The organism is Streptococcus sp. 2022WUSS037 (assembly GCF_044427225.1).
Taxonomy (GTDB): Bacteria; Bacillota; Bacilli; order Lactobacillales; family Streptococcaceae; genus Streptococcus.
The window spans coordinates 1-13,564 of sequence record NZ_JAOTGJ010000040.1; the positions used below are offsets into that span (position 1 = coordinate 1).

13 protein-coding genes and 1 pseudogene are annotated in these 13,564 nt (G+C 40.8%); 7 read left to right on the forward strand and 7 right to left on the reverse strand.

The genetic code is table 11. The features are described from left to right. A pseudogene (ltrA, locus tag ODU55_RS10405) lies at positions 1-1,273 on the forward strand (group II intron reverse transcriptase/maturase); the annotation flags it as partial. A 104-nt stretch (positions 1,274-1,377) separates the two neighbouring features. Here ltrA and ODU55_RS10410 read toward each other — a convergent pair. The 6 genes from ODU55_RS10410 to ODU55_RS10435 form a co-directional block, all read right to left on the reverse strand. Next, the gene (locus ODU55_RS10410) at positions 1,378-2,016 is read right to left on the reverse strand and encodes a redox-sensing transcriptional repressor Rex (protein ID WP_002935251.1); all 639 of its coding nucleotides are present in this window, start codon (positions 2,014-2,016) and stop codon (positions 1,378-1,380) included. Positions 2,017-2,150: 134 nt separating this feature from the next. Continuing rightward, positions 2,151-2,354 (reverse strand): DUF4649 family protein, encoded by a 204-nt coding sequence (locus ODU55_RS10415; RefSeq protein ID WP_024378702.1) that lies wholly within the window; start codon positions 2,352-2,354, stop codon positions 2,151-2,153. Position 2,355: 1 nt separating this feature from the next. Continuing rightward, the gene (locus ODU55_RS10420) at positions 2,356-2,700 is read right to left on the reverse strand and encodes a DUF1831 domain-containing protein (RefSeq protein WP_024402190.1); all 345 of its coding nucleotides are present in this window, start codon (positions 2,698-2,700) and stop codon (positions 2,356-2,358) included. A 1-nt stretch (position 2,701) separates the two neighbouring features. After that, positions 2,702-3,817 carry a cysteine desulfurase family protein gene (locus tag ODU55_RS10425; RefSeq protein WP_398582783.1) on the reverse strand — a complete coding sequence of 372 codons (1,116 nt, stop codon included), beginning with the start codon at positions 3,815-3,817 and terminating at the stop codon, positions 2,702-2,704. Between the two features lie 11 nt (positions 3,818-3,828). After that, on the reverse strand, positions 3,829-4,806 hold the full coding sequence (locus ODU55_RS10430; protein ID WP_398582784.1) for a ribose-phosphate diphosphokinase: 978 nt from the start codon (positions 4,804-4,806) through the stop codon (positions 3,829-3,831). A gap of 144 nt (positions 4,807-4,950) precedes the next feature. Then, positions 4,951-5,517 (reverse strand): CYTH domain-containing protein, encoded by a 567-nt coding sequence (locus tag ODU55_RS10435; RefSeq protein ID WP_029186801.1) that lies wholly within the window; start codon positions 5,515-5,517, stop codon positions 4,951-4,953. 86 nt (positions 5,518-5,603) lie between these two features. Here ODU55_RS10435 and ODU55_RS10440 point away from each other — a divergent pair, with 86 nt between their 5' ends. From ODU55_RS10440 to ODU55_RS10465, 6 genes are read left to right on the forward strand one after another with little or no spacing between them, the layout of a single operon-like run. Further along, positions 5,604-6,275 (forward strand): GTP pyrophosphokinase family protein, encoded by a 672-nt coding sequence (locus tag ODU55_RS10440; RefSeq protein ID WP_002935242.1) that lies wholly within the window; start codon positions 5,604-5,606, stop codon positions 6,273-6,275. Beyond that, positions 6,259-7,077 (forward strand): NAD kinase, encoded by an 819-nt coding sequence (locus ODU55_RS10445; RefSeq protein WP_398582790.1) that lies wholly within the window; start codon positions 6,259-6,261, stop codon positions 7,075-7,077. Before ODU55_RS10440 ends, ODU55_RS10445 begins: the two co-directional genes overlap by 17 nt. Next, positions 7,077-7,970, forward strand: coding sequence for an RluA family pseudouridine synthase (locus ODU55_RS10450; RefSeq protein ID WP_398582785.1), 894 nt, complete (start codon positions 7,077-7,079; stop codon positions 7,968-7,970). The genes ODU55_RS10445 and ODU55_RS10450 overlap by 1 nt, the downstream gene beginning before the upstream one ends. A gap of 17 nt (positions 7,971-7,987) precedes the next feature. Then, positions 7,988-8,962 carry a phosphate acetyltransferase gene (gene pta / locus ODU55_RS10455; protein WP_398582786.1) on the forward strand — a complete coding sequence of 325 codons (975 nt, stop codon included), beginning with the start codon at positions 7,988-7,990 and terminating at the stop codon, positions 8,960-8,962. A gap of 1 nt (position 8,963) precedes the next feature. After that, positions 8,964-10,703: an ABC transporter ATP-binding protein gene (locus ODU55_RS10460; protein ID WP_398582787.1), complete on the forward strand. Its 1,740-nt coding sequence runs from the start codon at positions 8,964-8,966 to the stop codon at positions 10,701-10,703. Beyond that, on the forward strand, positions 10,690-12,432 hold the full coding sequence (locus ODU55_RS10465; RefSeq protein ID WP_398582788.1) for an ABC transporter ATP-binding protein: 1,743 nt from the start codon (positions 10,690-10,692) through the stop codon (positions 12,430-12,432). The genes ODU55_RS10460 and ODU55_RS10465 overlap by 14 nt, the downstream gene beginning before the upstream one ends. Positions 12,433-12,842: 410 nt before the next feature. Here the strand turns inward: ODU55_RS10465 and ODU55_RS10470 are convergent. After that, a partial coding sequence (locus ODU55_RS10470; protein ID WP_398582789.1) for a transposase occupies positions 12,843-13,564 on the reverse strand: 722 nt, incomplete at its 5' end.

The window sequence follows — 13,564 nt, forward strand, 5'->3', positions numbered from 1 at the left end:
CACAGTTATTAGATAATATCCTATCCCGTTCAAATATGTTGGACGCTTACAATCAAGTTAGAGCCAATAAAGGTTCAGCAGGAATTGACGGCGTAACTATTGACGAAATAGATGACTATCTCCGCAAGCACTGGCGTTCAACTAAAGAACTCATAAAGCAGAGAAAGTACAAGCCTCAGCCAGTTTTACGAGTTGAAATTCCCAAACCTAACGGCGGAGTTCGCCAGCTAGGTATCCCAACGGTCATGGATAGAATGATACAACAAGCTATTGTCCAAGTCATTAGTCCTATTTGTGAACCCTATTTCTCTGAGAAGAGCTACGGATTCAGACCCAATCGGTCATGCGAACAAGCTGTTATCCAGTTATTAGAATACCTTAATGATGGTTATGAGTGGATAGTAGACATAGACCTGGAGAAGTTGACGATACCGTTCCTCAAGATAGACTGATGTCGCTTGTTCATAACATTATCCAAGATGGGGATACAGAATCTTTAATTCGTAAGTATCTTCATTCAGGTGTGGTCATCAACGGACAACGACATAAAACATTAGTTGGAACGCCACAGGGAGGAAATCTATCACCGCTCCTGTCCAATATCATGCTTAATGAGCTAGATAAAGAGCTGGAAAATCGCGGACTTCGCTTTGTTCGCTACGCAGATGACTGTGTCATCACAGTTGGTAGTGAGGCGGCGGCTAAACGTGTGATGCATTCAATTAGTCGTTACATTGAAAAACGATTAGGATTGAAAGTCAACATGACCAAGACTAGGATTGTGAGACCGAACAAATTGAAGTATCTAGGATTTGGGTTCTGGAAATCATCTGAGGGCTGGAAAAGTCGTCCGCATCAGGATAGCGTACAGAGTTTCAAGAGAAAACTCAAGAAACTAACGGCCCGTAAGTGGAGTATTGACTTAGACAGCCGAATTGAGCAACTAAACTGGGTTATTCGAGGATGGATAAACTACTTTTCTATGACGAACATGAAATCAGTCATGGAAAGTATCGATGAACGTCTGAGAACTCGACTAAGAGTTATTATCTGGAAACAATGGAAGAAGAAATCTAGGCGATTATGGGGACTTCTCAAATTAGGAGTACCGAAGTGGATAGCGGATAAAGTATCTGGCTGGGGTGACCATTATCAATTAGTGGCTCAGAGGTCAATACTGAAACGTGCCATATCAAAACCAGTCCTCGCTAAACGTGGACTGGTTTCTTGCTTAGATTATTATCTAAAACGACATGCGTTAAAAGTTAGTTGAACCGCCGTGTGCCGAACGGCACGCACGGTGGTGTGAGAGGGACTAGAAATTAGTCCCTACTCGATTTCATTTCCAGAAATACCAATAACTGGTTTTTTCATTGCTTATCCTTTTCGCATAAAGTAGAGTAGTGTCTGTAATTCACTAGTCAAATCAACATACTGAACAACGACATCTTTTGGGACAGACAAGTTAACTGGTGAAAAGCTCAGAATTCCCTTAACACCAGCTTCAACAAGAATATCAGTCACTTCTTGCGCTTTGACGCTGGGTACCGTTAGAATAGCTGTCTGAGAGTTTGCTTCGCTGATACGTTCCTTGATTTCTGAGATTGCATGGATTGGGATATTTTCATCTGTCGTTCCAACAGCTGGATTATCATCTGCCTCAAAAGCCATGACTATTTTCATTTTATTTCGTTCGTGGAAGCGATAGTGTAGCAAGGCCCGCCCCATATTCCCGACTCCAACAAGCATAACATTGGTGATGGAGGTATCATTTAGAATATCCGCAAAGAAATCCATCAACTCTTTGACATTGTAGCCAAAGCCACGACGACCAAGCTCTCCAAAATAGGAAAAATCTCGGCGGACGGTAGCTGAGTCGATTCCGATAGCTTCGGCAATTTCTTTTGAACTAGCTTTTTCAATATTTCCTGCATAGAAACGTTTAAAAATGCGATAGTAGAGGGAGAGACGTTTGGCAGTTGCGCGTGGAATATCAGATTTTTTATCGTTTTTCACTTTAGACTCCTTTATTTCGATAGAATACGCTTTATCGATTATTTATATATTAAACAGTTCTTTATTCTATTCTAGTCCAAGTTTGTGAAAAAATCAACAGATTGATTTTAAAAAAAGATTAAACAGGAAACTGTCTAATCTAGTGTTTGTAAATAGCGATAGAGATCCCCGATTGTCCCTTTGTAATCCAGAGCTTGTCCGTCTTGTGTAATGCTGGTAACTGGATAATAGTCTGGGAGGGTTAAGCAACCGGAAAAAGCCAGAATAGCTGCATCTTTATTCTCAAATGTTTGGATACGTTCTTGCTTATAAGCATCAAGATAGTGAATTTCAATCATACTAACCCTCTTTTGTAAAGATGTCACGGTCAATCAAGCTATCCATGAGGAAATAGAATTTTTCTTGAATAACCTTGTTACTTTCTGGCTTAAAAATGTTTACCAGATGAAGACCAGACTTGTCGGTAATGTTAATTTTAAAACCAGTTAGGTCTTGATTGATAATAATTTTCAAGAGGAATCCTTGGTTTGAATTTGGAATTTCTTCCAGAAGACGTGTAAGCTGATAGTGACCTGCTTTGCTTTGTTCAAAGGTGTTATCACGGAGTGTATATTTTTTGATAGCAGGGCTAATGTGATAAGTAAAATTACAATCTTTTAAGGTAACTGATTGTTGGAATGCCATTTTAACCTCCAAGTATTTTCTTTAGTTCGATGATGAGAGTATCTATCTCTTCTTTTGTATTGATTTCAGATAGGCTGATACGAATGGATTCTTTCAGACGATGGGAGTCTTTTCCATACATAGCTTCTAAAACATGGCTATTTTGGACAATACCTGCCGTACATGCGGAACCGCTAGAAACAGCGATACCTGCCAAATCTAGTTGCATGAGTAGTTGTTCATTAAGTTTACCAGGAAAACCGATATTAAGGACATGAGGGAGATGAGGTCCAGCCTGATTGAGATAATAGTCTAAGCCAGACAATCTCTCGATAATATGTTGTCGCAGTTCACTGACATGCTTATGATGCGTATCTAAGGACTCATATTGTTCTGTCAGGGCAGTCGCCATAGCAGCAATGGCAGGGAGGTTCTCAGTACCTGCTCGATGTTGCTGTTCCTGCTTTCCGCCGTGGATCAAGGAATCAAATTTATGAACTTTACTATACAGGAAGCCCATCCCCTTTGGACCATGGAATTTATGGGCAGAGGCTGCGAGGAAGTCAATTCCGTAGTCAGAGGGAGCAATTGCAATTTTTCCAATTGCTTGAACAGCATCTACATGAAAGACGGCCTGATGATCGGCTAGGAGCTCTCCAATTTCCTTGATAGGAAGTAGTTGACCGGTCTCATTGTTAGCAAACATGACGCTGACTAAAATAGTATCTGGTCGAAGGGCATCCTGAATTTGTTGAGCGGTGATTACTTGATCGACTGGGTGGATATAGGTTACCTCGAACCCAAACCGCTCCTCTAGATATTGCATGGTATGGAGGACAGCATGGTGTTCGATAGCCGTAGTAATCAGGTGTTTTCCTTTGGATTGATGTGCAAGTGCATAGCCTTGAATAGCTAAAGTATCAGCTTCGGAGCCTCCAGATGTGAAAATAATTTGTTCAGGAGAGGCGGAGAGGATCTGAGCAATCTCTTGACGACTTTGTCTAAGATATTGATTGGCTTTCCGACCGCTTTGATGGATACTGGAGGGGTTTCCATAATTTTCTTGAGCCACTTCCATCATCCGTTGGAGTGCAGTAGGAGATAGAGCAGTGGTCGCTGCATTATCTAAATAAATCAAAGAGTTTACTCCTAGTTTTCTTTTTCAGGACTAGTAAATTTGAAAAGTGGGCTGAGTGGCTGATGTTCTTGGATGCGGTGGATGGCATCTGCAATCAAGTCACTAGCTGTTAGGAAGGCGATATTTTTAGGATGCTGTTCTTTGCTTGCAACAGAATCGGTAACTAATATTTCTTTGATTGGTGCTTCATCTAAGAGTTGGGCTGCAGTTCCCGCAAAGAGACCATGGCTGGCAACTGCATAAATTTCAGTAGCACCACCTTCTTGGACAATTTTTGAAGCTTGTGAGAAAGTGCGACCAGTATTGAGAATATCGTCCACCAAAATAGCTTTTTTACCAGCAACATCACCAATAATATAGCCTTCTGCACGCTCTGAATCATCTTGTGCGTAGTCAATAATGGCGATCGGTGCATTTAGAAATTCAGCGATATTACGTGCGCGTTTGATACCAGAATTTTTAGGACTCACAATGACGACATCTTCTCCGCAGAGTCCTTTTTCCATGTAGTAGGCTGCAAAAAGTGGTTCTGTAAGGAGATTGTCTACTGGAATATCAAAGAAACCTTGAATTTGTGAAGCGTGCAAATCAAGAGTCAATACACGGTCGACACCAGCTTTAACCAGCATATTTGCAACTAATTTAGCTGTAATTGGTTCGCGTGGAGAAGCGGTACGGTCTTGACGAGCATAGCCAAAATAAGGGATGACCGCTGTGATGGTGTTGGCACTAGCACGTTTACAAGCATCGATCATAATCAATAATTCCCACAAGTGATTATTGACCGGATAGCTTGTTGATTGGATAATGTAGACGTCTACGCCACGTACAGATTCTTCAATGTTAATTTGAATCTCACCATCAGAAAACTGACGAGAAGACAGTTTTCCAAGAGGAATTCCAGCAGAATCAGCAATTTTTTCAGCAATATCACGGTTGCTATTGAGTGAGAATAATTTAATGTTATGTTCACCGAGTGGTTGTACCATTTTAAAGTAACTCCTTTTACACACTGAGCTTTTATGATGACATAAAAGTATTTTTTACAATAGATAGTTCTATTCTATCAAAAAAATGAAAAATTTTCAGTAGTGAAACTAAAAAATCAACCTTATTTGGCTGATTTTTTATAGTTATTTCATGTAGGCAGCTGTTCGTGCGACCTTACTACTAGCATATTTGAATTGAATTGATTTCTTCTTAAGGAATTCATCAAAAAGAATTTTCCCTGCATCTGCATCGGTCACTTCGACTTCTAATTCATAATCTTTTTGTCCCACATAATCATTTTCATCGAGGGCCATAAGACCTATAGATGTCTGTTTCTCGTAGCGTTTTGTCGTGAGGCTTCCCCAGACAGCAAGTTTATCAAGTGGAATCTCTGTTGCAGAAATAATGTCAGAAATTTGTCCTGCTGGTAGTTGAAAATTTTCCAGTAAATGATGAGCAGTTTGGATGTCTAGAGCTTGGTTATATTCTTGATTTCCGACTTCTTGTGGAATTTTTAAGGTTAGTTCTGCTGAGTCTTCAAATGTACGAATACGAAGTGAAAAGCGGTGATTCTTCATATCTAGGTCTGGGGTATCAATGTAGTGGTTTGTTTGAAGAATTGGGCTCACATCTGAAAAGTCAGTAAGCAGGCGTTTGTATTCGGATTTGGTCAGTAAGGTTTTATACTCAATTTCAAGGTGGTTTTTCATGCAGTAAACCCTTTCAATGTGTTATAATAGATTAGTCTTTGTGTTATTCTAATACAATTTAAAAGTTTTGACAAGAAAGGGGCCGTATGGACTTTAACTGGGAAGAATTTTTAGACCCCTATATTCAGACAGTTGGTGAATTGAAAATCAAACTGCGGGGGATTCGCAAGCAGTATCGCAAGGCTAATCGGCATTCTCCAATTGAGTTTGTCACAGGACGGGTAAAACCGATTGAATCCATTAAAGAAAAAATGGCCCTGCGGCATATCAAGTTGGAAAATCTTGCTCAAGATATGCAGGATATTGCTGGACTTCGGATTATGGTTCAATTTGTAGACGATATTGAGGAAGTTTTGGCAATTTTACGTAAACGCAAGGATATGCAAATTGTGCATGAACGGGATTATATCAACAATATGAAAGCCTCTGGCTACCGTTCATATCATGTGGTGATTGAGTATCCTGTGGATACTATAAATGGCAACGAGACGGTTCTGGCAGAAATCCAGATTCGAACCCTTTCCATGAATTTCTGGGCTACAATTGAACATTCTCTGAATTATAAATATAAGGGGAATTTTCCAGAAGAAATCAAGAAACGCTTGGAAGTTACAGCAAAAATTGCCTATGAATTAGATGAGGAGATGCGAAAAATCCGCAACGACATTCAAGAAGCGCAGGCCTTATTTGATCCTGCCTATCGCAAACTGAATGACGGCGTGGGCAACAGTGATGATACAGATGAAGAATACAGGTAGAAAAAAAATCGCTCTGCTCGCTAGTCGAAATCCTAAGAGTGAAGCGGTGTCCAAAGAATTATGGGCAAAGTTAAAAGAAGCTAATTTTATTTTGACACCCAAAAATCCAGATATTGTCATTTCCATTGGGGGAGATGGTATGCTGTTGTCAGCCTTTCATAAGTATGAAAAGTTGATTGATCGTGTGCGTTTTGTAGGAATTCACACGGGTCATTTGGGGTTTTATACAGATTATCGCGATTTTGAAGTGGACAAGCTGATTGAAAATCTTAAGCTTGATACAGGTGCTAGAGTATCGTATCCGATTTTAAATGTTAAGGTCAAGATGACAGATGGTCGCATTGTCGAGGCGCGTGCCTTAAATGAGGCGACAGTAAAACGTCTTTCTAAGACCATGGTCGCAGATATTATTATTAACAATGTGCCCTTCGAACGCTTTAGAGGGGATGGAATTTCGGTTTCAACGCCGACAGGCTCAACAGCCTATAACAAGTCATTAGGTGGTGCTGTTTTACATCCAACAATCGAGGCATTGCAGATTGCAGAAGTGGCAAGTTTGAACAATCGTGTTTACCGCACCTTAGGTTCATCCGTTGTTGTCCCCAAAAAAGATAAGATTGTGATTGAACCCAAGCATAGTGACCGCTACTCTATTGCAGTGGATAATAAGACCTATGTCTATGACAACATTGACAAGATTGAGTACCAGATTGACCAGCATAAAATTCACTTTGTTGCCACCCCGAGCCATACTAGTTTTTGGAATCGTGTGAAGGATGCCTTTATTGGAGAGGTGGAGTAATGCAGTTTGAATTCATTGCGGACCAGCATACGAAAATTAAGACATTCCTGAAAAAGCACGGTGTTTCAAAAGGTTTGTTGGCCAAAATCAAGTACACAGGTGGCAATATCTGGGTCAACGATATTGAGCAAAATGCAACTTACTTGCTTGATATTGGAGATAGGGTTACAATTGACATACCTGCTGAGGAGGATTTAACGGGAAGTTTGAAACCGATTTCTTATCCGCTGGATATCGTCTATGAAGACGACCATTTTCTAGCAATCAATAAGCCGGTTGGATATGCTTCTATTCCGTCAGCTCTGCATTCCTCCACTATTGCTAATTTTGTGAAAGGTTATCTCGTCGATCAAGATTATGAAAATAAGCAGGTTCATATCGTAACGCGGTTGGATAGGGATACTTCGGGTATCATGCTTTTTGCCAAACATGGCTATGCTCATGCTCGACTTGATAAGCAGTTGCAGGCCAAGCTGATTCATAAGCGCTATTTTGCCTTGGTTAAGGGGGATGGTGTTTTAGAAAAAGAGGGGGATATCATTGCGCCAATTGGTCGACCAGCAGACAGTATCATTACTCGATGTGTGACAAAGACTGGAAAATATGCCCATACTTCCTATCGTGTTGTGCAATCTTGGGGAGATATTCATTTAGTAGATATTCAACTACATACTGGGCGAACTCATCAGATTCGTGTTCATTTTTCTCACATTGGATTTCCATTGTTAGGAGATGATATGTATGGTGGAAGTTTGGAATGTGGGATAGAACGTCAAGCCTTACATTGTCATAATTTGGCCTTCGACAATCCTTTTTCAGCCGAAAGGATTGATTTGGAAGCACCGCTTCCTGAGGATTTTCAGGCTGTTATCAATCAGTTAATAAGTAAATAAATTTAAGGAGTTTGTTCATGAAAATTTTTGAGCAATTAGCTACAAAGCTAGAGGGTAAAAAAGTACGTATCGTATTGCCAGAAGGTGAAGAACCACGTATCTTGCAGGCGACAAAACGTTTGGTAAATGAGTCGGATGTAGTACCCGTCTTGCTTGGAAACCCAGATCGTATTAAGATTTACCTTGACATTGAAGGGATTACAGAAGGTTTTGAAATTATTGACCCAGCTCATTATGATAGATATGATGAGATGGTAGCTGCTTTGGTAGAGCGCCGTAAAGGTAAGGTATCAGAAGAGCAGGCACATGAGTTGTTGAAAGATGTTAACTACTTTGGTGTTATGTTGGTATATATGGGCGTAGTAGAAGGTATGGTATCTGGTGCGATTCATTCAACCGCTTCAACAGTTCGTCCAGCTCTTCAAATCATTAAAACAGAGCCAGGTGTATCGAAAACATCAGGTGCCTTCTTGATGGTAAAAGGTGAAGAGCGTTATATTTTTGGTGACTGTGCTATCAACATTGATCCAGATGCTCAAACCTTGGCAGAAATCGCTATCAACTCAGCACGTACTGCTAAAATGTTTGGTATCAATCCAAAAGTTGCAATGCTTAGCTATTCAACAAAAGGTTCTGGTGCTGGTCCTAAAGTTGATAAGGTGGTTGAAGCAACTAAAATTGCTCAAAAATTGCGTCCTGAGTTGGATTTGGACGGTGAATTGCAATTTGATGCTGCCTTTGTTCCTACCACAGGTAAATTAAAAGCCCCAGGTTCGAGTGTTGCTGGTCAAGCGACTGTATTTATCTTCCCAGGTATCTCAGCTGGTAATATTGGTTATAAAATTGCCGAACGTATGGGTGGATTTGCAGCGGTAGGTCCTGTTTTACAAGGTTTGAATCAGCCTGTAAACGACTTGTCTCGTGGTTGTAACCCTGATGATGTTTACAACTTGACCTTGATTACTGCGGTTCAGGCTTTGGAGCACCGTTAATATGAAATTTTTATCACGGTATTTTAAGGACTATATTAAGGAATCTATATTAGGTCCAGTTTTCAAACTATTGGAAGCTTGTTTTGAGCTTTTGGTACCATTAATTATCGCCTATATCGTTGATACAATTATTCCAAATGGCAGCCAGGGAAACCTGGTTGCTATGCTTTTTTTACTGGTTGGTCTAGCATGTATTGGAATTATTGTTTCACTAATAGCGCAATATTATTCATCTAAAGCAGCGGTTGGAGTGACTAAAGAGTTGACGAATGACTTGTATCAGAAGGTTCTTTCCCTTCCCAAGTCTAGCCGAGATATTCTTTCCTCATCCAGCTTGCTGACTCGATTGACCAGCGACACTTTACAAATTCAAACGGGTATTAATACTTTTCTTCGTTTGTTTTTACGTGCTCCAATTGTCGTATTTGGTTCGCTCATCATGGCATTCTATATTAGCCCAAGTCTATCTGCCTATTTTCTAGGAATGATTATCCTATTGATTTTTATAGTGACAGTCATTTCTGTTATGACCAGCCGTATTTATCAATCGATGCGAAAAGAATTAGATGGTTTGGTGGGGCAGGTACGTGAGACAGTGACTGGTTGGCGAGTGATTCGTGCATTTGGACAAAGAGAGCGGGAAATTAAGGCTTTTCAAGGCATAAATCAGATTTATAAGAAGCAACAGTTGCAGGCAGGTTTTTGGTCTAGTCTTTTATCACCATTGACATTTTTAGTGGTCAACGGCACCTTACTCATTCTCATTTGGCAGGGAAATATAGCCATTTCAAACAACCTACTGGAGCAAGGGATGTTGGTCGCTCTTATCAACTACCTTCTTCAAATTTTAGTAGAATTGGTCAAGATGATTATGGTCGTGTCTACTCTCAACCAGACCTATATTTCAGCGCAACGTATTCAAGAGGTTTTTGACCAAACATCTGAGGATGTAGAGTCTAGTTTACCAAAAGTGGTTAGCGAGGATAAGGAGATCATCTTTTCTGTGCGCCATCTTTCCTTTTCTTATCCAAAATCTGCTGAGGAGTCCCTGTCTGACATTGCTTTTGACTTACGTAAGGGACTGTTTATGGGAATTATCGGGGGAACTGGGTCAGGTAAGTCCACCCTAGTAGATTTATTGCAGGCACTCTATTCAGTGCCAACAAATCAGCTCTCTCTCTTCATTGACGGAAAAAGTCCTAAGAATTTAAAAGAATGGCGGCAGCAAATTGCCATCGTTCCGCAACAGGCTCAGCTTTTTGCTGGAACTATTCGTTCTAATCTATCTTTAGGATTGGAAGAAATATCTGATAGTGACCTATGGTCTGCATTAGAAATTGCTCAAGCTAAATCTTTCATAGAAGACAAGGGTGGTTTGGATAGTCCAGTCGAAGCCTTTGGGAAGAATTTTTCTGGTGGACAGCGTCAACGTTTGACCATTGCACGCGCTATTTTACAGAAAGCACCGATTTTAATCTTGGATGATGCAACATCTGCTCTGGATTATCTGACGGAGAGTCGGTTATTGGCTGCGCTTTGTCGTGAATTGCCTGAGCAAACCTTAATAATGGTATCTCAGAGAACCAATAGTTTACGGACAGCTGATCAGATTTTAGTCTTGGAACAAGGGCGTCAAGTTGGACTTGGTCGCCATGAGGACTTGCTGAGAAGCTCTGCTATTTATCAAGAAATTCACCAATCGCAACAACAAGGAGAGGAGGATAGCTATGAGACAATCTAGTTTTAAGGAACTGGTCAGATTGGTTTTACGCCAACCTCTTCGAATGTCCTTGATGTTGGTGGGAACTTTGGTGCAAGTGCTTCTGACAGTTTATCTGCCGATTTTGATTGGTCAGGCAGTCGATGCAGTATTGATAGCAAATGGTCAGGTCTTGCTCGGTATCTTAGGCAAAATGGTGATGGTTATCTTGCTTAATACGCTGGTGCAATGGTATCTCCCACTAGTAACCAATCGCTTGGTTTACGGAATGGTGGCCGATTTGCGTGAACAGGTCTATGTGAAGCTGCACCAGATGCCCCTATCTTATCTTGATCGTCAATCAGTCGGTGATTTGGTGGCTCGTTTTTCAAGTGATAGTGAGCAATTAACAAATGGTCTATTGATGATTTTCAATCAATTTTTCATTGGTATTTTGACTATTTTCCTAACCATTTTCACTATGGCTAGGCTTGACTTGACGATGATGTTGCTGGTTGTGGCATTAACTCCAGTTTCTCTGCTTGTGGCACGCTATATCGCTAAGAAATCCTATGGTTATTATAGACAACAGACTCAGGCACGTGGGAAGCAATCTCAGCATTTGGAAGAGTCCATCAGTCAATTGACACTGGTTCAATCTTTCAATGCTCAAGAGCAATTTACGCAAGGTTTTCAAGTTGTCAATGACCAGTATGCGACATATTCCCAACAGGCCATCTTTGCCTCTTCAACGGTCAATCCAAGTACGCGGTTTATCAATGCTATTATTTATGCCTTACTTGCAGGACTTGGCGCGTTGAGAATTATGGCAGGAAATTTTACAGTGGGGTCTCTGACAACTTTTCTCAATTATGCTAGTCAGTACAGCAAGCCTTTTAATGATATTTCCTCGGTCCTATCGGAATTGCAGAGCGCCTTAGCTTGTGCAGACAGACTGTTTGCTATCTTGGCTCTAGATAGCATTGACGATCAGGCTGAGCGGAAAATTGATTCAGAGGAGCTGAAGGGAGCTATTTCCTTTGAAAATGTGTCTTTCTCCTATAGCCCTGACCGTTCACTGATAGAACAGTTGAACATTGATGTCAAATCTGGACAGAAAGTTGCCATTGTTGGACCGACAGGAGCTGGTAAATCAACCATGATTAACCTGCTTATGCGTTTCTACGATGTAACAGCTGGTCAAATTACTTTAGATGGAGTTCCGATTAGCCAGTACAGTCGTGAGGATCTTCGCAGACAGATTGGGATGGTTTTACAGGAGACTTGGATTAAATCTGGCACCATTCATGATAATATTGCCTATGGCTATCCAAATGCCACGCGGGAATTGGTCATTGAGGCGGCTAAGGCAGCTAATGCAGACTTCTTTATTCGTCAGCTTCCGCAGGGGTACGATACGCTTTTAGCAGATGGAGGTGAAGCCTTATCCCAGGGACAACGTCAGCTTTTGTCTATTGCGCGTGTCTTTGTCAAGATACCTAAAATCCTGATTTTAGATGAGGCGACTTCCTCTATTGATACACGGACAGAAATTTTAGTACAGGAAGCATTTACCAAATTGATGGAAGGGCGGACCAGCTTTATTATTGCTCATCGCCTATCAACTATTCAATCAGCTGACTTGATTTTGGTCATGGTGGACGGAAAAATTGTTGAACAAGGGAATCATAGAGAGTTGATGAAGAAGCAGGGCGTATATTACCAAATGCAAACGAGTCAGCAATCAGAGGAGGATGAAAGTGTTAGATAAATTAAACTTACAACCGATTACGGTTTTAGATGACTGATATGTAAAGCCCTTTGTCAAGTAAAAAACAATCGAACTGATAAAAAATGAAAAGTATCTAGAAAGAGCCTAGTTCTTAGCTTCGGGCATTGGCCACTCTGATATTCGTGGATTGGTTACCTACAGGTCAATGGTTCTGCCGCGAGTCCTACTCTCTATAAGCGTGGATCACAATTGTGCCACTTAGTCATTTCGTAGATGACTCAAACATTGAAGTCCTAAACTCCTTCAAGATACTCTCCATTCAAACATGATTTCAATCCTTATTTCTGTCCAAATTCACCCAGTGATTTTGGATAGAAATAGGGATTCCTCATCGCTCTGCGATGATAAAACGTAATTGTCAAAAGTGTACATGAAAACAAGTGCTAACTTCAAGCTATTCTTCCTGTCATCATCCCCAAAATAAAACCAGACAATTCTCGTGCAATAGCTGTTTTAGCAACATTTTGTTTCTTATTTTTTCCTAGAACAAGTGTGCGATAACGTCTTCTTAAGCGTTCATTAGCCTTATCCGCATAAGCAATCACCTCCACTCGGTTTCCACTTTGTCTCCTTTTCAATTCTTTGGATTTATACCCAATCGTCCCCTTAGCCAATGATTGTGCAGCTTCTATCAGAAGTCGTCTCACATGGCTATTCCCAGCTTTGGTGATAGCACCTCTTCTCTCCTTGTCGCCGCTAGAATTTTCGCTAGGAGTTAGCCCAAGATAAGAAGCAAAATGTTGAGCTGTCGCAAAGCGATTAAAATCACCGATTTCTGTCACAATGGAAAGAGCAGTTAGTGTTTTAATGCCGATAAAGCAAGAAAGCCGTGAGACCTTCTCTTGGTAACTGTCGCTTTGACCCAGTTGCTCAATTCGTGCATCATACCGTTCTATTTGATATACTAATTTCTCATAGGTCAATAGATATTCTGTCAAAATCTCTGCGTAAAGTCCATCAGGATGTAGGGAACGGAGCCAGCGGACATGTTTCTGTGTCCAATTACTGCTTCCCTCGGTATAGCGAAAATCATGTCGGAGACAGAAGGCAAGAATTTGTTGTTTGATTTTCTTCAGAGCCACTTTGTGGTCTGTTCTCATGCGGATATATT